Below are 25,382 nucleotides of genomic sequence, written 5' to 3' on the forward strand. Positions count from 1 at the left end.
ACCCCGGTGAACCGCCCGTCAGTTGCATACACCGTTCCTGTGAACGAGCCGGCGCTGGCATAAACAGTCCCTTTAATGGTTACGCCGGTGAAATAGGCATAACCACTTTTATTGATGTGCCATCCACTATTCCCCGAGCCATCCCAGGTATTTGACTGGATATAGGCACCGATCTTCGCGTTAATAATGGTCCCGTCCTGGATGAATCCGGAGTTCAGAAACACCTGACCATTAACGATGCCGAACGGCGAATACTGAACGCCGCCCTGCCCGGACAGCATCACGAACTGATCGGCATTAATCGCCACGCGGGTTTTCACCCCGGAACCATCCGCCATAACCGCCACTGACAGCCCGGCGTCGTAATAATTGCCGTTGTATTTCACGCCCGTGCGGAGGGTGTAAATCGCATTGGCGCTGGCAGCGTCTGTATACGCGGTCATTTTTTCGTTGATGGCGGCCTGCTGATCGCCAAACTTCGTCGCCACCTGCGTCTGGTATTGCGCGAATGCCTGATCCGCGCTGGCCTGCGCCTCCTGAATGGTGGAGATACTGCTGTTAACACCGTTAAAATCCGCCGCGACGGTGAGACGATATTCAGCAAACGCTTCATCCGCTGTTGCCTGCGCCGTTTTAACCTCGTTAATTTCCGCCGCGTTTTCACCGAACTGCACGGCCACCAGTTCCTGGAACTGCGCAAAGGCTTTCTCTGCATCGGCCTGGGTGATTTTTACCTGTGAAATCTCAGCGCGTGCAGCTCCCACCTGCTCATATTGCAATTGCGCGCTTTCCACCTGGGCCAGCGTAGTCTGCATCTGTCCCGCCAGGGTGAAATCGATTTGTTCTGTCAGTCGCTTCCCATCTTCTGAGGTCAGCAGGTCTTTGGCGATATCCTCCAGATAGTCGCTGGCCTGGTCGTTAGCCATGCCCCTGATCCAGTCCGTCCAGCCCGACTCGTTACCGGTTTTGTCGACCAGTTGCGCGCGGTACCAGAAAATCTGCCCGGCGCGTAACCCGAGCTGGGTGTAGTCGGCCTGCGGGTATGGCACATCAGAAAGCAAAAGCGGATCGGCATGGTCGTCACGCGGGGTGTACTGAATTTCGGTTTTCAGCGTGTCTTCCGTGTTGGCCGGGAAAGCCCAGTTAAGCCGGATACCCCAGTTGATACCTGTCGCCGTAAATCCGATCGGCTTCGGCGGGTTGCCCACTTTACCCGTCAGCGATTTCTCCGGTGAGTACCCCCAGCCGCTGGAGATCTCCGCCGCGTTGATGGCGCGCACGCGCACCAGGTAGCGCCCCGCATAGATGCCCGGCACCTCAAACGAAGTGGTCGAACTGCGCGGAACGTTCACCCAGTTCCCGTCGTTGCGCCGCCACTGTGCTTCATAAGCAATGGCGTTGGGTGCCGGGTCCCAGCTGGCGCGCATCGTTTCAATGCTGATGCCCTGATTCACCACCGAGAAAGAACTGATGGCGATATTTTCCGGTGCGAACTGGCTGCCCGGCGGGATCACGCTTACCGGGCGCTGGTCGATGATTGCGCCGGTATCAATGCGGGCATACTTATCCGGATCGTGAAACGCGCCGGAAATAGTGAATGTCCCGTCATTGTTGTCGCTGACGCTGACCACCCGGTACTGCTGGGCATACAGCTCGTCAGATTCGACCACCCAGACGCTTTCGGTCTGCGGCGTTTCGCTGTAGGCGATACTGACAGTGACGGCCTGACCATTAACCGCCTGGATCGTCCGGGCCTGTGATGCGCCGGACGGCAGGTTGAGAACAAGCCGCTCACCTGGCTTAGCATCCGGCACGCGGTCAAGCGTGATCACCCGGCCATTAACCGAACTGATGCGTCCACCTGTCACTTTTCCGGAGAGCATTTCATCAGCGACGGCGATGATGTAACCCGGCTGCGGGATATTGCCGTCCAGCCCAACTGAGAACGTGACGATTCGGTCCTTGTTGTTGGTCAGAATGCCCCAGCGCCCTTTGCGGTTTGCCTCACTCTGCCGGGTGCAGCCAATTGCGGTCATCTCGAGCTGGTTAAACCCGTAGCGTGCAACCAGCGGTTGCTCAAACACTGGCTCCATGGCGTCAGCGTAGCCGTTATCCGGGTCCGAATACGAGACCAGCGCCGTGGTGTAACGGGTCTTGGTCGTGCTGCTCGAGTAAACGAATTCACCACTGACCACGTTAGCGCGGGTGTAGTTGTAATCGATATCGCGCGGCATGTCCGCCAGCGCCACGATCTGGTTACCGCCCCAGTACGTCATGCCACGGAAGATGGCGGCAAAGTCCCGCAGCACGGTATAGGCTTCGTTGCGGTCCTGCACATAGACGTTGCAGGTATAGCGCGGCTCAGCGCCGTTCCCGCCCTTCCCGTCCGGTACCATCTGGTCGCAGTACTGTGCCACCTGGTACAGCGTCCACTTATCGATGTTCGCCGCCGTCAGGCGATGGCCCAGCCCAAATCGATCGGCAATCACGATGTCGTAAAAAATCCACGCCGGGTTATCTGTCCAGGCCCATTTAAACCCGCCCGTCCAGGTGCCGGTATAGGTGCGCGCAACCGGATCATAATTATCGGGGACACGGATCACGCGCATCGCCGGCTCACAGGAAATCTGCGGTATGCTGCCGTTGAACTGGCTGGAGTCAAATTCGATGTACAGCAGCGCGGTGCTCGGGTAACGCAACTTGGCATCAATGACTTCCGTGTAACTCTGCAGCGTCATGGTGTCGCCGATTCTGGCGCTGTTGGCATCCGGCGTTAATTTGCGAAGGCGCAATGTCCAGGTGGTACCGGCGCGCGGCAGGTCGATACGGTGGCTGCGCTCATAACCCGAGGTGGTTTTGCCGGTTACCGCCGTATTGATTACAGTCTGCCAGGCTCCGCCATCTGTCTGCAGGTCAACGGCATAGGCCACAGAATTACCCACCAGATCCCCGTCATCCTCCTGGCGGTACAGCGACGGCCATTTGATACGCAGGCGAACGGCGGAAAGCTGGGTATTGGTAAACGTGCGCGTCCAGGCGGTAGCGCTGGAAACCTCCGTGCCCACGCTGATTTCGTTTTCAGAACCCGGCATACCCTGAATATACGGCTGCGCCTGGTTACCGGGGCGGAATTCCCAGGCGACGCCGGAAAAGTTTTGGGAGCCGTCAGGATTTTCCAGGGGCGTGCCATCCAGAAAAATATTACTGCCCGCCAGCCCACCAGCAAATTCCCCCTCGCCCAGGGCAATCAGTATTTTGGCTTTTGCCACCGACTGCAGATCGTCCGGCTGTTCCGTGGGCGTGCGTTGTTTAGAGTCGCCGCCTTTGCGCCCTTTAATATGTTTTGCCATGTTGCGCCCATAAAAAAACCGCCAGGCGGCGGTAACAGTGAGGGAATAATCAGTGAATGGTTATTGCTGATCTTCGACGTAAATACCGGCAGAAATAATCGCGCCACCAATACGGCGCTTTCCGTAGCCAATGGGTACAGGATACCCTTGTGCGGCTGTATTCGTTACGCCGCCAAAAGCGTATGAGGCTTTATTATCAGAATCCTGCTTACTGGCAAGACCAGAGGGTTGTGGAGAGAGCATCTGGATTACTCCTCCGAGCATCATCGCCCCACCTGCTTGCATCATTGGGACTCCCACGACACCGCCACCAAAGTAAGTAGCAACAGCCCCAACCACTACCAAAACAGCACCTAATATTGTTTGAAATACACCTGCTTTTTTACTACCCATTATTACTGGCACTATACGGATTACTTCCTTGGTTACAGGGTAACCTAAATCATCTTTTCCAATATTCTTCTTTCCGCGAAAAACCGCGTACGTTATCCCGCGTCGATCGCTGGTTATCATGTATTTTTCAAAACCCGGAATAGTTGCCGCCAACGCTCTTGTAGCTTCATGAACTGTACTAATCAATCGATGGTGAGTTTTTCCAAAGAATTTTCCTAAGTCTCCACTAAGCTCAATTTGAGTCATTAATTCTTTCATTATCACTCCAATAAAAAAGGCCGCCTGAGCGACCTGTTTGGGTAAAGGATATTATTTTATTCTCCACATTCGATATTGACCCCACATTCCATTTTCGGCTAAGTATTCCTGCTCCCCTCCAGAAGCGTCAATTTCTAATGACTTTCTCATTCCCATTGATGCTATATCACATTCGTTACTAACCCTTAATAAATGCTTGCCATTATCCAAATAGGCAGAAACGAATTGATTCTGACGGAGCTTAGCAACGTCGGCTCCGTCGATTTGCACCAAGAACCGACATGTGCCGCCACTGCCACCACCAATGAATTGTTTGTTACGAGTTATGGTAACTTTGGTTTGTTCAACTCCAGTCTTAGGCTGAACAATTTGCTTATTAATTATTGTCTCAGCTGGACCGTATGGCCTGGCGCAACCAGCCAATCCAATAACGCATATAGCCAAAAATAACTTTTTCATTTCCATATCCCTTCGGTAAAAAACGAAGGTTAGCACAGGGAACTATGCCGTAAAATCTTCATGGTGCGTTCCATCCAGTAACCGCCATAAGGCACCCGTTGACTGAGATGCCCGTAAAGGTGGTGCAGCAGCATATTGCCTTCAAGTAAGATCCCGGCATGGTTCCACTTATTCGACTGCACCTGCATGATCACCACGTCCCCCGGCTTTGGCGCGCCGGTGAACTCCCGGAAACCGCAATTGTACCAGTTATCCTGATAAAGGTTGTCAGGGTATTGATCTTCCCACCAGGCATAATCGACGCGGTAATCCGCCAGCTCTATACCGTAGGTCTGGCGGTAAAAACTCATCACCAGACCCCAGCAGTCGTAGACGCCGAGCACGAACGGACGCTCAAGCAGCGGAATTTCACCGCGTGGTATGATGGTTCGTAAGTCGCCTTCCGGCCAGCTGACGATATGCCAGGGCAGCGCCGTCACATCACACTGCGCTTTGTCCATTTCGCTCGGCTGCGTGGTGGCGTCCGGATGGCTGTGCACGACGGCGGTGACCGTTCCCCAATCTTCCGCTGCGGCGTAATCCTCCGGCGAGAGGTGAAAATGTTCTGTTGGTTCGGTAGCGAGATTGCGACAGGGGAAATACCGCTCCACTCTGCTTTTCTGTGCCACCACCCCGCAGCACTCGCGCGGATATTCCGCTTCGGCGTGGGCCATGATGGCCGCGATGGTCTTTTTACGCATATCAGCTCCGGATTAGCGATGTGCCCGGAAAGCCGCCGAACGACAGTTCATTACCTCCACCGAACCGCAGTTTGCAGGCGGTCAGTGTGCCGTTACATTCGTCGCGGGACGGGTCGTCCACCGGGTTGTTGTTTTTATCGAAGTAACGCGTCCCGGCGTAATCACAGCCATCGCCGGTGCGGTACTTGTTGCGGATGCACCATGTGCACAGGGAATGAAGCTGCCGCGTCGGGATCATCAGACCCTGCAAATCCATCGGGCTGGATAACGCAAACTCCACCACCTCACTGGTTTCAGAAGTTTTCGCGTCGATATACCAGACCTGTAGCTTTTCCTGCGTCGCGTCTGCCGTCGGGTTTCCACCGGGAAAGTTACGCGCATCAAGGTACTGCGCCAGCGTGTCGTGGATCATCACTTTAGCCTGCAGCAGGTCGTCATACGCCAGGCACAGCGCGGTGATCGAGCCGTCCAGGTTGGCAACCGATAATTTTGGCTGTGCGCTGCTGCCACTGGTAGACGCCTCTATCCCTTCAATCTGGCACGGCCAGGCTTTATATTCCTGCCCCTGCCACCAGATACTTTTTGCCGGTAGTTTTGACTCAACGCCGCCAGCGGCCACGATCTCTGCTTCTGTATGCGGAACGTTGTGGCTGTGGAAACGCAGCACTTCGCCGGTTCCGAACGCCGTACCGTCGACAGAAAAAAGCCGGACTGCATTGCCCGGCTCAAGTTTCTGGTAATCACTGTTTAAGCTCATGGTTTAAAAGCCTGTTCAAAGGTGGCTGTAATTGTCATCACCGTTTTGCTCCTGATGACCTTCTGAAGGCTGTCAGCCTCAACCCGCCATAAGGCGAGATCACCGAAAGGCGGTTTAAACGAGAAGGATTTAGTTTTGTGGCGGCGGAGAAAAGCATAAATCTGCAATCCTTTCTCCGGCCGCCCGGTAAAAGAATACTCGTAGTTCAGGGTCTCGCTGTTCAGCCCTGAGCCGCTGACCTGCGTATAACCATCGCCAAACTGAACCTTACGGATCGTATCGGTGCTTTTGGTCGTGGGCTGGCTGGCCGACTGAATCGACCAGGGGAAGCTTTCGATAGCCATAGTTTATCTGCCTCTGGTTGCGTTCCAGATTAGGCCGCCAGGACGCACTGCTTTTGCAATGCCTTCATTAACGGCCTGCGTAATGACCTGCTGGTAAGCGCGACCAAGCTGATCACCGGGAGGTTGCTTCGTTTCGTTCTGCGGGGAGGTGACTGAAACAGGCGCATAGACACTGACACCAAAAGGTGCGGCGATAGCTGTTGATCCACCACCGACAAGGCCACCCGATGCGTAACCCCGCATCAGGTTATAGAGATTGCCCACCCCGAGGCGACTGGTTGCATCTTTGGTAAAAACAAACTCGCCACGGTGAACCACGCCAGCAGGCTCATATTTACCACCTGAACCGGTGTAACCTCCGGCAGCGTAACCCATAGCCATTGTTACTGAATTGACCATCCCCACCAGCGCCTGCTTCATCAGGATCTGGGTCAGCATGGACAAAATTGACCGGGTAAAGTCAGACCAGTTAGCTTTCCCGCTTGTGAGCATCTCGGCCATATTTTCACTGATGCCATCAAATGCAGTAGTCGCCAGTGATTCCATCTGCCCGTAAGCATCGGATGCTGAATCAACATAATTCGCCCATGCGGTACGCGCGCCCGCCTGCCAGTTTCCGCGCAGATCATCCTGTGCGGCGTAGAATTTCTTAAGGGACTCCAGCTCCTGTTGGTAACCCTCATCCGATTCAGTACCACCAGCATTTTTCCAGCCCTGCAGCAACTGCGCCTCATCAAGCCTGCGCTGCTGTTGGCGGCTGCTCAGGCCTGCACTGTCAGTGAGGGCCCGGGTCTTCTCCCCCATCTGTGTGACATATTTTTGAGATCGGTCCTGCAGGTTGTTCAGGCGCTCCTGAATAGCGATTTGATCGCCAAGCCGGGCATTGATTTCTGCCTGGGCGAGTATCTGTTCTTTATTACTGAGCAGGGATTTTTCGTCAGCCGTCAGGGCACGCGTTTTCGCAGCGTTCTCCAGTACAGCGAAACGGGCCTGTTCTTTCCAGAGATTCTGACGCTGCTGGCTGATGGTGTCATTCAGTCCCCGGTGCTGGCGCAGTACTTCCAGTTGCGCCTGGAGCTCCAGCGTTTGTGCACTGATAGAGTCCGTCGCTTTTACACCACCTGGGGTGGTGGTTCTGGCGGGCTTCTTAAGGGAGTCCTCGTATTCTTTTTTCGCCGCAGCCATCAGGGTATTGTAGCTTCCCTGAAGGATACGCCCTTCCTGTAGCGCCTTGTTCAGTTCTTTTTGTTTACTGGTGTATTTATCAAGGGCGGTTTGCGTCTTTTCATAACTCGCCTGAGCCTGCGTGGCATACCTGAGCCTGTCCCGCTCAATGGTCGCCTGCGCCTGTGCGCTCTCCTCAGAAACAGTTTGCAAATCTGCCTGCAGTTGCGCGGCCTGAAGACTGATTCGGGTACGGTCCAGTACTTTCTGATACTGGTTTCGCATCGCATCGGATACGCCAGGACCGGTTGCGTTTTTATCGAAGTTGGCCTGAGCAATATCAAACTGCTGTTGAGCCTTTTTCAGCAGTTCAGCACCGCTATCAGGGCGACCGATATCAAGTATCTTATCCCACATCGACTTGAACGCATCGCCGACAGTATTCGCCGCACGCTCAAGAGTACCCATATTGCCTTCAATGGCACGGGTCTGCCTTTCAAAACCTTCGGTCGCTGCGTCGTTTGCCGCTTTCAGCGCGCCCGCGGCATCACCGGAGCGCTGCAGTTGCGCTACGTGCTCAATTTGCTCAGCCGTCACGTTGTGAAACTGCTGCGCCATGGCAATCAGACCGGAGGTGGGATCGCTGGTCAGTTTCCCGAACGCTTTGGCCACATCCTCAATTTCCAGACCGCTTTTGTCTGCAAACTCGGTGATGCTTACCGAAAGGCGCTCAAAATTAGCTCCCGCAGCAACACCGGCATTCACCAGTGCAGTCAGCGTACCGGCAGCCGCTGAGAATGTGATCCCGGCGCTGGCGGCAGCCTTACTCACCGTCAGCATTTTTTGCGCTGTCAGCCCTGCAGTATTGCCTGAAAGAACCAGCGTTTTGTTGAAATCAGACAGTTGCGAATTGCTGCGATACCACGAATACATCATCAGGCCGGCAGTCACCGCTACAGCAGCCAGCGCCACGTTGAACGGCGTGATAAATCCTCGTGCCCTGCCGAGGTTTTCCGCGGCGTCAGAAGCGTTATTGAAGCTCTCAGCAAGTTCACCCGCACTTTCACTCGCCTCGTCAGTGGTTTTCTGTACGTCGCCACTAAAACCGAAAAGTGCATCGCGAAGTGCCTGGAACATCGGCCCAAATCCGCCGAAGCTGTCCTTAACCTGCCCGCCCTGCTGGAGCAGGATCAGGAACGGCGACTGGCCGCCGGCCAGCTGTGTGGCGATATCGGTGAACTGCGCAGGTAACATACGAACGGCGTTACTGTATGCGCCCACTGACATACCCGCGCGCCGGGCCGCGGCTTCCTGACGGTTGAACGCCCGGTCGACCTGATCGGCAGTAGCGGTGGCCGCCTTGCCCAGTTCACTGAGCTTCTTTCCGCTGTAAACCAGCTGCTCGTTAAATTTTGGGGAATTCAGATCGAGATTAACGATCAGGTCACCCACCGACTGGGCCATAGCGTACTCCTCCTAGACTTTCAGCAACGGACATCATGGTGTTGTCATCCTGTTCAGTGACCAGCTCAGGAGGATTAAGAAGACTGAAGCTGCCGGGGGTCAGATCAGTGTCCTTACACATGATGGAAATGATGAGATGGCTCAGGCGGGAAAAATGAGCATCCTGCAGATCGTTTTCGAAATACTGTTCTCGGTAAAAACGCCCCCACTCAGCCAGTTCTGAAGATGACATGCCGGCAAGCATCTGGCGCCAGTCCGGGCGTCGAAATTCCCTCGCCAGCTTCATGACAAAATTCAGCTCGCCGGCGAGGACTTTTCCGGCGCGAGCTCTTCAGTTTCGCCCGGGTTATCAGGTTGATCCTGCTCTGCCGGCAGCATGTCAGAGAGTGCCTTCACGAACCGGTCAGCAGCACCGATCATGGTGATTGGCCAGCCGGACAAGACATCCTGATAAAGCTGCTCAATATCGCTGTTGGCGGGATCGGCATGCCAGAGCGACATGGCAACAAGTCGGGCACCCTGGCGGATATCCTGCTCCACCAGCAGTGTGTAAAGCGTCTCTTTATCTGCGTCTGTCGGCAGTGCTTTTGCTGCGCTGGAAATGAACTGTAGATGCTCAATACGCTGTAGCGCAGAAAGTTCAAAGAGGGTGATTGTCTGTTCGCCGTATTCAAGCTGGCCAGACTTCAGGAATTTGGACATCTTTTCTCCGTAAGGGGGCTCACGCCCCCTGGATTCAGGAAACGGTAACTTTACAGATTGCGATGAACTGGCCGTCACTGGTCATCACTACGATGTCCGCCTGGCCTGCGGCCACGCCCTTAACAGTCAGGACATTGCCAGCCACAGTTACAGTTGCTTTCGCACGGTCGGAAGACGAAGCCAGGAAAGTTTTATCCGTGGCGCCAGCCGGGTTCACCGTGACATTCAGTGAATCGGAGGCATTTACCGCCAGCGCAAGCGTGGTTTTGCTCAGCGTCACGCCGGTCACCGAAGTAACAGGTGTTCGGGTCTCTTCCGCCAGGCTTGGCTTACCGTTGTTGCTGATCTTCACGCTGCGGGTGATCACTTCTTTTGCCGGAATGGTTTTACCCAGGCTGCTGATCCAGCCCTTAAACACGTCGACCGTACCGTTGGGGAATTTAATTTTGTAGGCACGCACATCACCGGCATAGAACCAGTCAACCAGCCCCTGCTGCCCGGATTCACCAGGCTTCCAGGCCAGCACAAAGCTGGTTTCGCCAGCGGACTTTTCACCCTGTGCGGTGTTCGTCCAGTCGGCGTTGGGATCGTCCAGGTAGGTATCGTCATAAGACTCCGCCGTCAGTTCCCCGGGCGTCAGTTCTTTAACCTTCGCCGTGCGCGTCCAGTCCGTGTCAGAAAGTGGGTTCGCATAGGGATCGCCGGTACCGGTGTACACCCAGAACGTGGTGCCTGCGCCTTTGACCGGCTCAAGAGGGTTTGGTGTTGGCATAATTTCCTCACATCACATAAGAGATAGAATATTGCAGGTCCGCCGAGCCCCACGTGGCCATTTCGTCGTCGCGCTGGTAGTCGTAGCCCTGGGCAGACATGGTTTCGAGAACGCCGGAAAGCGCGGGAATGCTGACCATGACCGGATAAATGTTGTTTTCCATCCATTCATCCAGTGCCGAATCGGTGTCATCCCCTTTAAGAAAAACTTCGATATGCAGCATGGCGCGCCACATATCTTCGTCAACGGACTCGTCGGTAGACTCGGCATCGGTGAGATATACAGCGACCGCCGGCAGATCCTGCGGGTCCAGTACGGACGGACGACCATCAAACCAGGTCGCCGCCGGGGCGTTACTGGCTTTCAGTGTGTCGAGTACAGTTTTACGAATCAGTGGGTGCTTCATTTCGTGACTATCAGCCTCAGTTGGTTACGAAGGGCCGCGGCCATCTCTTTGGGAAGGTCGGTTTCAGTAAGCCGCTTACTTTCTTCCTTAAACGCAGTGGTCAACGGTGTCGCCAGCGGTATGCTGACCACTTCAACCGGATAACGCGCCCGGGTGGTACGGCGAAGCACATGCCAGCGACCGTTTTTCAGTTGCTGAATGAAGCCGCCGGGAAAGGAGAATTTACCAATACGCAGCACACTGCCAGCACCGGACACATCACGCCTGCGGCGCGAAAGCCTGACGCTGGCAACGCCCAGTTTGATGGCGGGAAGATTGCCTCGGTTAACACGGATAGTCGCCAGCGGCTTGCGGATCGTGGCTTTCTTCAGCCGGGCACGCTGATTAACCAGTTTCCTGGGTACCCTGGTCTGCCCCGCGACGCGCCGGGTGCTGTGGCTGACTGCCCGGGTGGCTACGCGGTTGACAGCCTGGGACGATGCGCGCGGAACCGCTGTTTTACTGATGCTTTCAAGATTGGCAATGGCCTGATCCAGTCCTTTGATGGACATGCTGCCCCCTTATTCAATCCAGATTTGCGGCTTTCCGTTGAACGTTTGCTGACGGGTAATTTTGTACATTTCACCTTTCCAGATGACGACATCATTCCGGCGCGGTTTCAGTGAATCCGAGAAAATAACGAGGGAAATCCCTTCACCGACCACCGGCCCAATTTCAGCCACGAACTGGCTTTCGATGGCGTCATACCCCGTACCATTAATCAGCACACGATCGCCCATCTGCCGGACAGTGGCGGCGTCCATGCGCGCCACCATTTGCCGGAACCGGTTAGCCATTCAGCCTTACCGCGACTGAAGTGGCATTCGCACCGGCAGCTTCCCAGGCCTTCCCGGCTGGTACCGCTCCGGTCGCATCCAGCTGGATTTTCCCGCCTTTGATATAAACCGCCTCGCCCTGGGCGATATCATCAGCGGCCAGTTTTGGCAGGATCACGACGCCGGTCGTGCGTCCGTCGCCGGTTTCGCCGGGGGCGATATCGACGATTGCCACGGCAACAACGTCACTGATTACAACTGGCGCGCCACTGAGGATTGCGGAAGCACCACTGTTCGTGATGGCGATGGTATTGCCATCCTGAAGATAATTTTTCATGCAAGTCTCCACGGCCCCTGGCGGAGCCGAATTTCAGACACAAAAAAAGCCCTGACGGGCCACGGGAACTACAGGGAGAGATTATTTACCGGTGGATTTGACCAGCCCGCGGTAATCAAGCGGTGCCACACCCGCGTCGATACGCACTTTGGTGGCCACGCCGTCGGTGGTGAAACCTTCCTGCTGATCGATATACGGAGTATCGACGCCGTTCAGGTAGGCAACCTCGATGGTGTCGCTGCCTTTCTGGGCCGCCAGGTACCACGCTGCAGGATCAGCATCATCCAGTCGCGCTTCTGAAATAATCTGCGCAAAGTTCTGGATCGGGTTAACGATACCGGCATTGACGTCGGCACCCTTAACGCTGGCAGACTTGATGGTCTGGCTGGCTACAGTTTCAAGCACCGTCGGCACCAGCACGTATGCCGGGCGAATATTCAGCGCACGTTCGCCTTCTTTCTGTACCCGCATCAGCTGGCGCGCTTTATCGAGGCTGGTGACATCGATAGCACCCGTAGAAAGGTTTTTGTGATCGGCGCTGAACAGTGCCTTGCCGTCTGACAGTTTCGGGTTTTCAATCAGTACCGCATAAACCAGATCCCCAATGGTGGCTTTTGCCGCACGCCCCATTTTGGTAGGGACGTCGGTTAGCTGGTTCAGGTCATCATTGATAATGGCCTGGCGGGTAATGGAGAAAATCTCACCGTAGGTCGCCAGTGCGATGGTTTCGCCTTTATCGCCGGTGGTCACGTACTTATATTCAGCACCTTCACGAACCTGGCGCAGCGACGGGAATCCACCCATGCCAACACGATGTGCGGTCTTGAAGTCGCTCAGGCTACCTTTCTTGGTCCAGAGCTCGAAGGTTTCCTCGGCTTCTTCCCAGCCCTGCAGCAGCGCCTTGTTGGCAACGTCCAGCAGGATATTACCGAAATCAGAAGTGCTGTGCGTCAGCGCGAAGCCGACCATCTGCATCGGGTTGTAACTCGCCACACCGATACCGCGTTCGGTCAGGGACATGCGCGCATACTCACGCAGCGTCATACCGTTATAAACGTTATCGCGCGACACTTCTTCGTAACCGGCACGGGCCATCAGCGCCTGGCGGATACCGTCGCCTACGATATTCCCGTTACCCGCATAAATGTGGGTGGTGCTGGTTTTGTTGGAGGGGGTCGCTGTTTTGCCGAGTTCCGCCAGCAGCTTGTCTTTGGCCTGCTCAACGGTGCAGTCCAGATCGGCAATACACTGCGCCTGCAGGTCCTGGTGGCGATTGCCGAACATGGCAAACAGATCATTAATGCCGTTGAGCCGTTCACGCTGTTCTGCAATCACCTGAGCACGAATGGTATCAGCGTTTACCGGATTCTGCGGTGCATCCGGCTGCGCGGGGGTTTGCGGATCACGGCTGGCGGTGTTGCGCGGCGGGGTGACCATATTACGAATGCTTTTTGGCATCTTCTCAAATTCCTCAATACGTTTTGAATGGATACAGGCCATCGCCTGCAGTGACGGGGTCACCTGGTCGGCAAAACCCTGAGCCAGGCACTCTTCGCCAGTAAGCCAGGTTTCGTCTTCCAGCATGGCGGCAATCTCATCATGAGATTTGCCGGTTTTGGCCGCGTAGGCCGGGATAAGAACACTTTCCACTTTGTCTAGCAGGTCGGCATAGTCGCGCATGTCATCTGCATCGCCGCCCGCGAAACCCCATGGCTTATGGATCATGAGCATCGTGTTTTCCGGCATAATGACCGGGTTACCGACCATCGCGATTACCGAGGCCATTGACGCGGCCAGGCCATCGATATAAACCGTGATGGCGGCGCCGTGGAACTTCAGGGCATTAAAAATGGCGATGCCATCGAAGACATCGCCACCCGGCGAGTTAATGTGCAGTTTGATGTGGGTGATATCACCTAGGGCTTTCAGGTTGGCAACGAACTGTTTTGCCGTTACCCCCCAGTAGCCAATTTCATCGTAGATGTAGATCTCCGCCTCGCTTTCCGCGCTGGCCTGCATACGGAACCAGCTATTTTTTACGCTGGCTTTCGGGCGGTTCATTACCCGGTTTCGTTTCCTGGACACTGGTGACTCCTTTGTCATTTGCCGGGTCTGTGTCGAACACCAGCCCCTGTTTACGGTTTTCATCAACCTCTGCTTTACGGCGACGTTTTACGTCATCCGGATTGGCACCGCGTGCACGCACCCACTCGCTTTCCGTGGCCGCGCCGCCGCGCAGAAGCAGTTTCCACGCTGTCGCCTCTTTAACCGGGTCGATCCACGGCATTACCGGTCCGGAGTAGACGGCGTTATAGAGCGATGCCTTATCCACGCCGCGCGGCAGTTCGATTTCCCCGGAAGCGATAGCCATCTTCAGCCACGCGCGGTACATCGGGCGGGTGATCGCGGCAATAAATGCGTCCTGGAGGATGAGATAACCTTCAGTGGACTCAACCAGCTCCTGGCGCTGGGCACTGTAGGTACCGTCATAATTCCTGGCGATGCTGGAGAAACTGCCGCGCGAACCCGCAGCAACTGCACGCAGCTGGCCGTTGCGGAACGTTTCGAGGTTGGGATTGGGTCGGTCTGATTTGATCATCCCGATGTCTTCACCTGGCCGCAGATCGTCAAACAACATGCCGGGCTCAATATTAAGCTCTCGTGAGCCACTGCCAGCGTCTTCAGGATAGGACTGGCCGTCCCCTTTTTTGATAAACATGCCCAGCGCGGCAGCGATGCGCGCGGCGGTCAGTTCGGCGTCCTCGTATTCCTTCAACGCAGACAAACGCATCATTACGCCTGCCAGCAGGGAGTTACCGCGTAACTGATGCAGGCGGCGCATGAACTTAAGGTGCAGCATGTTTTCAGCGACGATATCTTTGGTGTCGCCCAGCAGCATCCCTTCAGCGGGCATGTTGCGGTACACCAGATATTTCACCGGGCGTCCCCAGTCGTTCAGGTAGATGCCCTGGCTGAGTTTCTGGCTGGTATCGGTTTTTTCCAGCGGGACAAAATCCGGCTCCAGCGCCTCCAGCCAGAACGGGATGCCCGCCACCGGTGAAAGCCCGTTTCCGGTACCGCTTACCAGCTGGGCAAAGACTTCGCCGTCCCGTAGCCAGGTCCGCGCCATCAGGCGCTCCAGTACAGGCCGGGTAAACTGCCCTGTCACGTCAGGGGATACTGACCATTCCGTCCATTTTGCACGGATTTGTGTGGCAAGCGTGTCAGCCAGCTGACCGTTTGTGAGCAGCGGTTGTGGCTCCACAATGATGCCCTTCGCGCCGACGATGCGTTCCTCCAGCTTATCGAGCACGCCAATCACCAGATCGTGATTGCAGTCCAGCCAGCGTGCCTGCTCTCGCAGGGAGCGCCCACCAAACTGGGTCAACTGGTTGGCGGTGCGGTTTTCGCGCCGGGCGCGGTGGGTGCGCGTCGGCATAACCGCTTCATATGCCTGGATCACCATCCGGGAACGCAGCCGCGCTGCTTTCCATCCCGGTGAGAACAGGCCGATTGCATTATCCAGCAGGCTCATCGCGGAAACCTCGCCAGCTTAAACCCGCCGGAACAGCGGCCCGCGGTGGCTGCAGTTGCCGATGCCAGTTTGCGCTCCCACTCCTGGCGGCCTTTACGGATTTCACTGAGGTTTTCCATGGTCATCTGCTGGCCGTTAAAGGTGATGGATTTCCCCTGAAGAACAACCAGCTCCGCCTCGGTGTAGCGGTCGACCATATTCTGAATATCGTTAAGCTTCACACCCAGCCTCCTGATGATGATGGTGCCCATACCGAGTCACGGGATGGTTTAGTCTTCGGTTGAGATACTGCCGGTACCGGCTTAGCAACTGCTGCCACAACAGGTGATTCGTTTGCCACTTCAGCCACCAGCCAGGTGTCGCGGCGCGCCCATTCCGGCGCATCAGGCCACTTAATCTTTTCGTAACCGTGCAGAATGACCAGGGCATGCGCATAAACCATAAGGTCAAACGCCTCATTAGCGCCCTTACCGGGCTTCGTCCATTTACCATCAGGGGAACGCTCCTCATAGGTCAGTTCGTCGTAGAACCACTCCCCCAGCCAGTCGGGGAAATGAACATAGTTCGGCCCGGGAACATCACGCCATAGGGCGTTATTGATCCGGTCCTTAAGCGCGTTGGTTTGCAGAAGATAGAGCGGAACATCACCCGCCGCCTTTGCCCGGCGGGAGGAGCGGCCGGTATTGTCAGGATACGTTCGGGTGATGAGTTTTGCGCGCGCCTGGCTGTCACCCTTGAACAACCATACCCGGCGTTGCAGACCATCCCGGCGACAGCGCCGCCAGAACTCATAAGCGTTATCCGTAACTCCGTCTTCGCCGCCGGAGTCCACGGCCATCGCCATCAGGCTCATGCGTTTTCCTGGCTCACCTTCGATCGCCCAGGTTTTATCAAGCACGTCAGTGCGCAGCAGTTCCCAATCCTCCGGGTAACTTGCCGGATCGATATGAAAACTTTCGCCGTCGGCGTTGGTACGCAGGGACTGAAGAATGTTGTAGCGGTCAACTATCCACCGCTCACCCTGCGCGCCGTAACCCACGACCTGAACAACAAAACGGCGGTTGCGCCCGCCCTGCACGTCAACCGTGGCAACAAGGAACTGGACACCGGCTGGCACCCGGCGCTTTTCCACCGGCTCTGCACGCTGCTGCAACGCTTCGCCCTTGCGCTGGTTCAGCCCGGAGCGCGGAAGGTACGGAAGTCCCCAGTCGGTATTGATGACTGTCTTGAGGGTTTCTTCGCTGCCCGTGACCTCGTAGTCCTGCTCCGCCGTCAGCAGTTTGTAGACCAGCTGCGCCCACGTCTGATACGCCGCTGCGGGTCCCTCCATCCAGAACGAGGCGATGCGGGAACGCCGCGCCTCGCCGGTGATATTGCCGTCGCGGTCTATATGCTGGCCTTCGCGTAACCATAAACCCTTCAGGTTGAGCGTACGCTTCATGTCTGCGGTGATTTTGCCGCTGCAAGCCGGGCAGCAGATATGCGCGGCTTCACTGGCTTTAACGGTGTCACTGATTTCGCGATAGCCAGTCATGGCATGCATTTCTGGCTGGAAATACTCGCCGCAATGCGGGCAGGGCCAGTACCAGCGTCGGCGATCGCCGCGGTTGTATAACGCCAGAACGCCTGTTGTCGGCGGTGCTTCATGAGGCGACGTGCGCCGCCATTTGGTGTCGATGATGTCGCGCCCGGGTGAGCTTTCCACCAGCGTCATGCCGGACGACATAAAAGTGGTGGTACGTTTTGAAGCCAGCGAAAACGCATCACCTTCACCGTCAATATCTTCCGGGAAGCGATCATAGTCGGTCAGCGCCACGCACTTATAATCCGAGGAGGACATGATGTTCACAGAGGGCCAGCCAATTTTCAGGTAGTTGCCAGCCCGAAATGTGCGGTCGTGAACGTTGTTATCGTTGCGCCGGGGGCTGAGCCGGTTCTTAACCTCCGGGCTACAGCGAAATGTACGGTCAAGACGCTTTTTCGAGTGTTCGCGCGCCTTCTCTTCCGTCATCTGTATGATCAGCATATCGGAGGGATCGCACACCACGTTGTAGACCACCCAGCCATCAATCAGGCCAATGGTTTTACCGGTTCGCGCCGGACCAACGAACACGACAGCATCATATTCGCGTGATGCCAGGCAGTTCATTGGCTCAATAACATAGGGTGCAAGGTTAGGGTCCCATGGGACCGAGTTACCCGCCCCCATTGGGACACGCATATATTTACTGACCGCCTCGGCCACCAGCATGCGTCGCGGGGCTCGAAGAATTCCAGGCATATCCCTGCGGATACCCCTTGCGGATGCCCGCTTCGCCATCAGTCCTCCTCAGGCTGGTCCTCCTCCGGTTCGGCGTCCAGAACGCGCTGGGCTATCTGGTCGCGTAGATCATCAATGACACTCTGCACGCGGGCGACGGCTGCGGGCGATAATGCGCAGTCACGCTCCAGGATGTCGGGTAACGTTTCCAGAACCTGAACCACGGCTTTAGACATGACAGCAAATTCGCGTGCCACCTGCTCCGCCGGTATGAGCTGCCCTGTTTCCTGCTCGAACTTGATCCGCTCGTTCTCCGCTTTCCAGTGTGCCAGGCGGTCAGAAGGTGGCATTTCCTCAGTGCTCGCAGACACCGTTGGCACCATCAGCTCCGTCAGGACGTCCGTTACCAGATAGAGTTTCAGTTTGCTGTTGCTGCCGGGCGCTGGCTCGACGTTTTTCAGCCTGGCGGCTACCGTCTGGCGATGCACATTAGTGATCCCGGCGAGCTGGTTAATGTTGAGCTTCAGGGAAGCGATTTCCTGGTCCATGATGGTGAACACTTTTTAACCGTTTCGACATCTTCGCAAATCGCCGATACGTTAAATCAGCAACTTGCCCATATGATGATGATGACCACAGATTTCAAAAACCAGCCGTTTTCCGCGTGCCCGCCGCCTCGTGGCTAAGGCCCCCTCCGGGAGGACCCGCCATAATGAGAGGTATTCTCATTTGCATTTGATGGGCATTGAATTTAGCCATCCAGAGATCTGTTACAGGCGATTAGGGTGAACCAATCAGCGTCCGCGGCGCATAAAAAATCCACCAGCAGATGCCAGTGGCTTGTGAAATTAGCTTAATAATTGATATTCACCATTTGACTGTAGGACGTGAAATATTAGATGTTAAAAAATCATTTTTTTCCCTGAGATAGCAAGAATGCAAAAGATAACAAACTTCTTCAAATTGGTGCTTTGTCTATGGGTTGTCATCGCCATCACTCATTCAGGATATTCAATTTGTCTCTACTTCGCAGAAATTCTCCCTGAATACGCTGATTTTATAACGTGGATTCCCGTGATACTTTTCTGCGGATTAGGAATGCTTGCAGGCGATGCGGCATCTAAGGGATTCGGACTTAAATAGCATTACCCTAATCAATCAGTGAATGCCTGCTGTAATGCCCATGGTGATGGCAATAAAAAACCGCCCGGAGGCGGTTACTTTAGCTCGTCCAGATAGTAGCCAATGTTTGCTACCATACTGTTGAAACTATCCTTGGGAACCGGGAATAGCGGGTCGTTTATAAACCACTGAGACTCAGACCTTCCATCTACGGCGTTGCTGTTTTTGCTTGAACGTAATTTGTAGTGAATAATTCTCTCCACTTGCCCATTTGGGCCTTGAGCGTAAATCTCATACTTATCAGCGCCCCCAATTAAGACCGTCTTCACTAGGTTCAAATATGCCATGTATTTCTCCTTATAGAGGCACTTCATGTGCCCACAGAGAAATCATGCCATTTTGTAAACCATTATCGAAGCCCCTCATTGAAGAGCTTCTGAATGGCTTAACCCAACTTGGCGCGCACCAGCGCATCTTTAGCTTCGAGCAGCTTGCGAAGGCCTGCTGACTTTTCCGCGCCGTCCGGAAGCGACTCATCCATCATTGTCGCAAGATCACCAATTGGCTTACTCACCTCCTGCAGGTGTGCCGGGAGATGCTGATATGCAAAATACTTCATGATTGGAGATGACATTTATTACCCTTAGTTGTTAAAAAGCCCCGCGATTGAGAGGCCAAATTGAGAGAAATAGAAAACCGCCCACAGGCAGTCTTTTAATTATTTCCCTAGGTTTTCTATAAACCTTTCACAAGCAGATTGTGCATCATCAATGCTTTTGACCTGGGGAAATCCATAACCGTTCTGATGTACCATCCAACGGCCATCACCGTTACGGTATTGAATATCAGCTGAGTAGTATTCATTCGTCAGATAAATTTCGAACTTAAACGGCCCATGCCTTTCGTGTTCAATGACGATAGTTTTCAACAGCGTGCTTATAGCCATAAAGTTATCCTGCTAGTAAACGGAATTAGCAGCATACCACTATGCTCTTTACGATGGTTATTGCCTTCACCTAACCGCTTTATACCAAGCTTGCCAGCGATACGTGTTGAGCCGCAGCTGGCGCAGGCATTCTGCCGTTTCGATATCCACCTGCAGGTCCTCATCGCTGTTTGCCCCGGCATCACTGGCCCTGCACGGTTCCTGCATCAAATCGGCTGATGGTGTTGGCAGCGTCGATGGCACGCTGGCGCAACCGCACAGACTCATCATCAAACTTACACACAGTACGGTTCGGATCCTGGACATATTTCACCACGTCGCGGGTTATGGTCCGGTAAATCACCTTCGCCTCGGCGCTGGCCGCAGCGGCTTTCTTCTCTACCGGCTGGATGGCTTTCTCGGCCCTATCTTTTTTGGCTGCCGCAAGCGCGTTGATATGGTCGGCGTGGGCATTCCATCCAGAACGCCAGGCAATAAGCGCGGTGGCTGAGACTGCGACCACCATCGCCAGAAGTACAAATCGCAGCTTCATAGCAATACAGCTCGCGCCCGGTTGTAACGCTGACGGCGGTCTTCAATGCCGTTATGTCCGCCGTTGATGATCTGGGTGATGCGGGCAAGGTCGCCGGAATAGTGCATGCAGCCACTAACTGCATAGAACCATGCCGCCGAACGGGCCGCGTTACGGTCCTGTTCCAGTAACTCTGGACTGGTGACCAAGTCGAGTTTCAGCGCGGTGCCGCAGCGACGGTAATTATCCTGACCTGTTATCTGAATCGGGCCGCGTCCGCGATATTTCCAGCCATCACCTGCTGCTTTGTTACCCAAGCGCCCGCCGTAAACCAGATTGGCGATCTGCGGTTGATGCGCGGTCTGCTTACCGTCAATTCGCCCCAGCATCTCGCACTGATATGCGGTGAGCCTTTTACCGAAGGTTTTCTTCAGGCCGTCTACCGAATAATTAAAGCTTTCTACCACTCGGGTGAAGCCCAGCGACTCATGCCCGGTCTGAGCAATAAACATCGCCTGATCGAGCGGTGCGGTGATGCCGAACTCTTTCATTGCCGCGTCGATATGTGGATACCAGCGCGCAGCTGTTCCGGCGCTGAGATTAGCCGCCTGCTGAAATTGAGATTGGTTCATTAGCGCCTCAGCGTGTCGATTAGCCGCGCCACGTTACCCCGTGCCCATAACACGGCGGCGCAGATCATGAAGTTTGCCACCACCACCAGCCAGTGGGATGAGTCATAGAGGCCGAAGAGGAAGCGGAATGGTACCGTGGCGTATACCAGCACCAGCACATAAGCCAGAATCGATATGCCTGGCCGGTGCCGGGCATCGCCACGGCGATAGAACATCAGAACGAGTACGATCACTCCACACACGATCGCATTGATGAGTGCTGCCGGGTTATCGGCCATTGGCACCTCCACCCCTAAAGCGGGTCAGGATCCCCATCAGAGTGTTCAGGTCCTGCGCATTAATGAATGTCAGAACCTTGATGGCCAGAGCCGAGATAAATACCGCGCCCAGGGCATCGAGGGAGCGCTCAGTATAACCAGTCGCCGCTGCCAGCTTTGAGCCGACCAGCCCGGCAGCCAGAACACCCATGATGAAAGAAGTCATGAAGTAAGCCGCGAGTTTTATACGGCTGATGTTTACTGCCGTGGCGACATAAAACACGGCACCGGCGAACGAGCCAAACACGACGCCGTAATCAATACCAGTCGCCAGGCCAAACACGCTGGCACCAGCGAGCCCGGCAGCCGCTACAGACGTGCCGGAAACAGGATCGGACATTAAGCCCCCTCGTTAGTGGTGAGTCCTCTCAGAGATGAGGGGAAAGAAAAACCCCGCCGAAGCGAGGTTTAATATTTTTGTTAAGTTCGTGACGAAGTAACCACTCTTAACAGATTACAATGCAAATTGCGGACCGAGGCAGCATTATTTATAATTTTGTAAAACTTAAATAAGGAAGCAATAGTGAATTACACTTTTGAAGAACGTGACGAATATCAAAGAAAAAAAATTGCTATAAACATCAAGCGGCTGATCTCTTACGGCATTGATATCTCTCCTATTGTTATTGATGGAGAGTGGGGGACTGGGAAAACTGAATTTTGCTTAAAACTGCAGAATTTTTTTTCTACCGACGATATAGGCTGTAAGGTGATTTATATTGATGCCTTCAAAGAAGATCATAGTGATGATCCATTACTGACTATGACGGCAGCTATCGCTGCTGTACTTCCTCCCAAAGAGAAAACCGCCTTAATATCTAAAGCAATCCCAGCTCTGAAATTTGGTTTGAAAACCACTCTTAAGGCAGGTTCGAACTGGCTATTACGCAATAACGTCGACCAATTAGCTGAGGAATTTAAGGATTCTTTAATAAACACTAACAATGCTATTATTGATAATACAATTGAGTCGCTTATTCAAGAGCATATTGATTTAGATGGAAATTTGAACGCGCTCAGAGAAAAACTTAAGGAAATATCTACTAATAATAAAATAATCATTATTATTGATGAGCTTGATCGCTGTAGACCGTCATACTCTGTTAACCTTCTTGAAAAAATAAAGCATATCTTCAATGTTGAGAATGTATATTTTCTACTTACAACAAATAAATCACAATTACAGGCATCGGTGAATCACATATATGGTTCATCTATAAACTCCAAGCAATATCTTGATAAGTTTATTAAATACACGATTAGTCTCCCATTAACCCATAATGACGATTACAATTATTTGATTTATAACTCTATAAAGCATTGGGATTTATTAAGCAATAACAGCGAAAAATTAAAAGAAGTAAATAATGAGTACGGTTCACATATTAAAGACATCTTGATGATAAAAGCTTTATCATTACGTGAAATTGAAACCTTTGCTCGCCACTTGGAAATATATCAGATATTAGCTGATGAATGCGCAATAAAACCTAGAAGCCCGCTTTGCCAAGCTCTTACGCGTTTAATATCTGTGTATTTTAGTTGTTTTGGCGAGGACACTAGTAACATAGATTCATTTAACAAGGAAGCTTTAAAAAAGATCATGAAATCTTTGCGCTTCGAGAGCTTTCCAGTTGACTTAACTCAAAACTCCAAGACACCTTACTATTATTACGTTATATACGGATTAATGAAGGAAATTAATTTCAATCCTACATCATACATAGCAAACGACCAAGCCATACAAGAGACGATTAAGTTTTTGGATGAGAGATATGCTCGTATGACTTTTTTAAACTTTAGTGATTACAGTTATTCTAAAACACTTATGAAATCGTTAAGAATTTTATCATTTCAAAGCATTTGATATAAATTTGCGAGCCAATAAAAGGCTCGCACCCTATTATTTAATCATCCATGTCAAGCCTAACATTTAACATGGACAAACAACCTTCTATAAAGCCTTCTGCCAACTGTATTTCTATACGGATTAGTTTTTCATCCTTCTTCCTAGCCCGCGCCATACTACGTTTAGAAACGCCATATAGGTAATGAGCCACCAATAATGAATGCTCATATGGCTTCTTCTTCTGCAAACGTGCCAGGCAGCTTTCAATAATCAACCCATCGTCGTCAGTACAGGATGGCCTGGACTTCCCTGTTGGTGGTAGCAGCCCCTTAAAGCCAGCGGCTATATGTGAGTAATCGACCCCGGAATTATCGCTCGCAGCCCAACCGCCCCACCGTTCCAATACCAACTGAATATCGCGCATAAATTTCTCCACTAATTACGCCAGTGCGCCAATGGCAAGCGCACGGTCTAATGTCTTCAGCAGCAGCTCCGGCTGCGTGCCGTATTTGGTTTCAAATGCCCCTACATCCGCATGAAGTTCATCGTGGTGCGTTCTGCACAAAGGCAACACGAATAGGTCATGGGCTTTGGTCCCCATCCCGCCCTGACCGTAACCGATCAGGTGGTGGGGATCGTCTGCTGTATTGCCGCAGCACGCGCACGGCTGCGATTTCACCCAGCGGGTGTACTTCTCGTTCTGCCAGCGGCGGCGCTTCGGTCGCAACATGAATGACTCAGGCGTCTCAGGGTCAACCTTTAACGCCAGCACCTGTTTTACTGCCTCCTCAACGATGCTGGTGGCCGGGACCGAAGGCATGATATCCGCTTCACGGGTTACCGACTGGATAACCTGCGGAGGCATCCGCATCGCCTGGCGCGCGACTGACTCCGGGATCACGTGCGCCAGCTTGTTGAATGTCAGCCACCAGCACAGCTCCGGCAGGGTTACCGCGTGGGAATCATCGAAGCCCAGTCCGCGCCGAACCACCGACAATACCCAGGCTACCAGGTTTGCCCGCGCAATGCCCGCCAGTTCGTCAGTGAAATGGTCTCGCACCTTATTGTCACAGGACCAGCACAGTCGCAGCGCGCCGGGCTCATGCCGCATCGTGACCATTTCGTGGTGGTGATAGCTGGCATGCGGGTACTGGCAGCCGGTTTCACGCAACAGCCAGGCCTCCAGGCTTGTCAGTCCACCAGCGCGCTGTATCACTTCGGGATGTTCGAAAACAGGCACCATAACCGGGTCCTCTGCGAGCGGCTGGCGCGCCGCCGGGATTTCACCTGTTGGCATACCCGCCAGGCGATCCGGTTCGTTCTCCAGCAGAATGCGACCGCGATAAAAATACGGCAGCAGTTCCGGGCCTGGCCGAAACGCCACCAGCCCGAACTCTTTGACGATTACAGGGTTCAATAAAGCTCTCACGGTCACCTCAGTGCACAGTTTCGAGCAGGCGTAACAGCTCCTGAAATTTAGACTCAAAGAAGTGCGGCTGTGTTTCTCGCGGGTTCGCCGGGCTGGTTATATTCTTCCCGTACATACAACCCTTCGCAGTCATCGACCAAAAGCGCTTTATTCCGTTAGTGCCTGACCGGCTGCGACGTTCTTTTTGTTCAACGATCCCCAGCTTAGCCAGTTGCTGATATGCCACCGTAGCCGTGATGCGGATGCCGTTAGCTTTCAGCAGAGCACTCAGAGACTGCGTGGGGCGGCTTGAGCCATCTGGTGCGCCAGCTGGTGCGTCAATAGCGTATTGAGGCATAAGATCCGGCAGCCCAGCGACCTGAAGAAGCTTCTGGTATGCGCCCAGTTTTGAAGAATTGGAGAGGTTCAACATACGTGAAGCGGATTCAAGCAGTATCACGCCCGCTTGCACCTGGTCAGATTTAAGTGTTGCGATACCAGCCTGATGAAGAGAGTCGAACGTGCGGATCACTTTCAGATTGAAGGCGGCACTGATCCACATCGCATAGGAGTAGACCAACTCTTTGCAAACAAACGTCCCCTGACTGTTACCGCCAGCGATGGTAACCAACGGGGCCGCTCCTGTGATGTCAGGAGCGCTCGAAATTTCAGCGATTAATTCCTGTGTCTGGGTAAGCGAGGCCCAGTTTGATGGCTGGTGGCGCTTTTCACCACCAGCAGCACGGTGTAAATCATTTAGGCAGTAACGACCATCAAGATCACGGCGTACGGAAACGCCATCAATTACGAGTAATTGACTCATTTTGTTCTCCACTAATTG

At 53.9% G+C, this 25,382-nt stretch carries 30 protein-coding genes; 1 reads left to right on the plus strand and 29 read right to left on the minus strand.

Going from position 1 to position 25,382, the window contains the following annotated elements; genetic code table 11:
• The 26 genes from FHW74_RS21715 to FHW74_RS21840 form a co-directional block, all read right to left on the minus strand.
• On the minus strand, nt 1–3,350 hold a 3,350-nt coding region (locus FHW74_RS21715), incomplete at its 3' end, for a host specificity protein J (RefSeq protein WP_183172378.1).
• 60 nt (nt 3,351–3,410) lie between these two features.
• Complete coding sequence (locus tag FHW74_RS21720; RefSeq protein WP_183172379.1) at nt 3,411–4,001, minus strand: tail assembly protein; 591 nt, start codon at nt 3,999–4,001, stop codon at nt 3,411–3,413.
• A 51-nt stretch (nt 4,002–4,052) separates the two neighbouring features.
• Nucleotides 4,053–4,460: a hypothetical protein gene (locus FHW74_RS21725; RefSeq protein ID WP_183172380.1), complete on the minus strand. Its 408-nt coding sequence runs from the start codon at nt 4,458–4,460 to the stop codon at nt 4,053–4,055.
• A gap of 29 nt (nt 4,461–4,489) precedes the next feature.
• Nucleotides 4,490–5,200, minus strand: a complete 711-nt coding sequence (locus FHW74_RS21730) for a C40 family peptidase (RefSeq protein ID WP_183172381.1) — start codon at nt 5,198–5,200, stop codon at nt 4,490–4,492.
• A 1-nt stretch (nt 5,201) separates the two neighbouring features.
• On the minus strand, nt 5,202–5,957 hold the full coding sequence (locus FHW74_RS21735; RefSeq protein WP_183172382.1) for a phage minor tail protein L: 756 nt from the start codon (nt 5,955–5,957) through the stop codon (nt 5,202–5,204).
• Nucleotides 5,954–6,301, minus strand: coding sequence for a phage tail protein (locus tag FHW74_RS21740; RefSeq protein WP_183172383.1), 348 nt, complete (start codon nt 6,299–6,301; stop codon nt 5,954–5,956). The genes FHW74_RS21735 and FHW74_RS21740 overlap by 4 nt, the downstream gene beginning before the upstream one ends.
• A gap of 3 nt (nt 6,302–6,304) precedes the next feature.
• Nucleotides 6,305–8,929, minus strand: a complete 2,625-nt coding sequence (locus FHW74_RS21745; protein WP_183172384.1) for a phage tail tape measure protein — start codon at nt 8,927–8,929, stop codon at nt 6,305–6,307.
• On the minus strand, nt 8,910–9,215 hold the full coding sequence (locus FHW74_RS21750; RefSeq protein WP_183172385.1) for a phage tail assembly protein T: 306 nt from the start codon (nt 9,213–9,215) through the stop codon (nt 8,910–8,912). Before FHW74_RS21750 ends, FHW74_RS21745 begins: the two co-directional genes overlap by 20 nt.
• 8 nt (nt 9,216–9,223) lie before the next feature.
• Entirely contained in the window at nt 9,224–9,631 is a 408-nt protein-coding gene (gpG, locus tag FHW74_RS21755; protein ID WP_183172386.1) for a phage tail assembly chaperone G, read from the minus strand.
• 34 nt (nt 9,632–9,665) lie between these two features.
• Nucleotides 9,666–10,403: a phage tail protein gene (locus tag FHW74_RS21760; RefSeq protein ID WP_183172387.1), complete on the minus strand. Its 738-nt coding sequence runs from the start codon at nt 10,401–10,403 to the stop codon at nt 9,666–9,668.
• Between the two features lie 7 nt (nt 10,404–10,410).
• Nucleotides 10,411–10,809, minus strand: a complete 399-nt coding sequence (gene gpU / locus FHW74_RS21765; protein WP_183172388.1) for a phage tail terminator protein — start codon at nt 10,807–10,809, stop codon at nt 10,411–10,413.
• On the minus strand, nt 10,806–11,360 hold the full coding sequence (locus FHW74_RS21770) for a phage tail protein (RefSeq protein WP_183172389.1): 555 nt from the start codon (nt 11,358–11,360) through the stop codon (nt 10,806–10,808). The genes gpU and FHW74_RS21770 overlap by 4 nt, the downstream gene beginning before the upstream one ends.
• 9 nt (nt 11,361–11,369) lie before the next feature.
• On the minus strand, nt 11,370–11,645 hold the full coding sequence (locus FHW74_RS21775; RefSeq protein ID WP_183172390.1) for an ATP-binding protein: 276 nt from the start codon (nt 11,643–11,645) through the stop codon (nt 11,370–11,372).
• Entirely contained in the window at nt 11,638–11,961 is a 324-nt protein-coding gene (locus FHW74_RS21780) for a DUF2190 family protein (protein WP_183172391.1), read from the minus strand. The genes FHW74_RS21775 and FHW74_RS21780 overlap by 8 nt, the downstream gene beginning before the upstream one ends.
• Nucleotides 11,962–12,042: 81 nt before the next feature.
• On the minus strand, nt 12,043–14,022 hold the full coding sequence (locus FHW74_RS21785) for a ClpP-like prohead protease/major capsid protein fusion protein (protein ID WP_221192569.1): 1,980 nt from the start codon (nt 14,020–14,022) through the stop codon (nt 12,043–12,045).
• Nucleotides 13,991–15,496, minus strand: coding sequence for a phage portal protein (locus tag FHW74_RS21790; protein WP_183172392.1), 1,506 nt, complete (start codon nt 15,494–15,496; stop codon nt 13,991–13,993). Before FHW74_RS21790 ends, FHW74_RS21785 begins: the two co-directional genes overlap by 32 nt.
• Nucleotides 15,493–15,717, minus strand: coding sequence for a hypothetical protein (locus FHW74_RS21795; RefSeq protein ID WP_183172393.1), 225 nt, complete (start codon nt 15,715–15,717; stop codon nt 15,493–15,495). Before FHW74_RS21795 ends, FHW74_RS21790 begins: the two co-directional genes overlap by 4 nt.
• The gene (locus tag FHW74_RS21800) at nt 15,714–17,816 is read right to left on the minus strand and encodes a phage terminase large subunit family protein (protein WP_183172394.1); all 2,103 of its coding nucleotides are present in this window, start codon (nt 17,814–17,816) and stop codon (nt 15,714–15,716) included. The genes FHW74_RS21795 and FHW74_RS21800 overlap by 4 nt, the downstream gene beginning before the upstream one ends.
• Nucleotides 17,816–18,304, minus strand: a complete 489-nt coding sequence (locus tag FHW74_RS21805) for a DUF1441 family protein (RefSeq protein ID WP_183172440.1) — start codon at nt 18,302–18,304, stop codon at nt 17,816–17,818. Before FHW74_RS21805 ends, FHW74_RS21800 begins: the two co-directional genes overlap by 1 nt.
• Before the next feature lie 669 nt (nt 18,305–18,973).
• Nucleotides 18,974–19,225, minus strand: coding sequence for a hypothetical protein (locus FHW74_RS21810; protein ID WP_183172395.1), 252 nt, complete (start codon nt 19,223–19,225; stop codon nt 18,974–18,976).
• Nucleotides 19,226–19,323: 98 nt separating this feature from the next.
• On the minus strand, nt 19,324–19,512 hold the full coding sequence (locus FHW74_RS21815) for a hypothetical protein (protein WP_183172396.1): 189 nt from the start codon (nt 19,510–19,512) through the stop codon (nt 19,324–19,326).
• An 84-nt stretch (nt 19,513–19,596) separates the two neighbouring features.
• On the minus strand, nt 19,597–19,824 hold the full coding sequence (locus FHW74_RS21820) for a hypothetical protein (protein ID WP_183172397.1): 228 nt from the start codon (nt 19,822–19,824) through the stop codon (nt 19,597–19,599).
• Between the two features lie 181 nt (nt 19,825–20,005).
• On the minus strand, nt 20,006–20,356 hold the full coding sequence (locus tag FHW74_RS21825; protein ID WP_183172398.1) for a hypothetical protein: 351 nt from the start codon (nt 20,354–20,356) through the stop codon (nt 20,006–20,008).
• Nucleotides 20,353–20,967, minus strand: coding sequence for a glycoside hydrolase family 19 protein (locus FHW74_RS21830; protein WP_183172399.1), 615 nt, complete (start codon nt 20,965–20,967; stop codon nt 20,353–20,355). Before FHW74_RS21830 ends, FHW74_RS21825 begins: the two co-directional genes overlap by 4 nt.
• Nucleotides 20,967–21,245, minus strand: a complete 279-nt coding sequence (locus tag FHW74_RS21835) for a phage holin family protein (protein WP_183172400.1) — start codon at nt 21,243–21,245, stop codon at nt 20,967–20,969. The genes FHW74_RS21830 and FHW74_RS21835 overlap by 1 nt, the downstream gene beginning before the upstream one ends.
• Nucleotides 21,235–21,624: a phage holin family protein gene (locus FHW74_RS21840; RefSeq protein WP_183172401.1), complete on the minus strand. Its 390-nt coding sequence runs from the start codon at nt 21,622–21,624 to the stop codon at nt 21,235–21,237. The genes FHW74_RS21835 and FHW74_RS21840 overlap by 11 nt, the downstream gene beginning before the upstream one ends.
• A 183-nt stretch (nt 21,625–21,807) precedes the next feature.
• Between FHW74_RS21840 and FHW74_RS21845 the strand changes: the two genes are divergently transcribed.
• Entirely contained in the window at nt 21,808–23,151 is a 1,344-nt protein-coding gene (locus tag FHW74_RS21845; RefSeq protein ID WP_183172402.1) for a P-loop NTPase fold protein, read from the plus strand.
• Nucleotides 23,152–23,191: 40 nt separating this feature from the next.
• On the opposite strand, the gene FHW74_RS21850 is transcribed toward FHW74_RS21845, so the two are convergent.
• The 3 genes from FHW74_RS21850 to FHW74_RS21860 are packed head-to-tail and all read right to left on the minus strand — an operon-like array spanning nt 23,192 to nt 25,364.
• Nucleotides 23,192–23,557 carry an antiterminator Q family protein gene (locus FHW74_RS21850; RefSeq protein ID WP_183172403.1) on the minus strand — a complete coding sequence of 122 codons (366 nt, stop codon included), beginning with the start codon at nt 23,555–23,557 and terminating at the stop codon, nt 23,192–23,194.
• Between the two features lie 15 nt (nt 23,558–23,572).
• Nucleotides 23,573–24,562 carry a DUF968 domain-containing protein gene (locus tag FHW74_RS21855; protein WP_183172404.1) on the minus strand — a complete coding sequence of 330 codons (990 nt, stop codon included), beginning with the start codon at nt 24,560–24,562 and terminating at the stop codon, nt 23,573–23,575.
• 7 nt (nt 24,563–24,569) lie between these two features.
• Nucleotides 24,570–25,364 carry a KilA-N domain-containing protein gene (locus FHW74_RS21860; RefSeq protein WP_183172405.1) on the minus strand — a complete coding sequence of 265 codons (795 nt, stop codon included), beginning with the start codon at nt 25,362–25,364 and terminating at the stop codon, nt 24,570–24,572.
• Between the last annotated feature and the right edge of the window lie 18 nt (nt 25,365–25,382).

Source organism: Atlantibacter sp. RC6, from assembly GCF_014193285.1.
GTDB lineage: Bacteria > Pseudomonadota > Gammaproteobacteria > Enterobacterales > Enterobacteriaceae > Atlantibacter.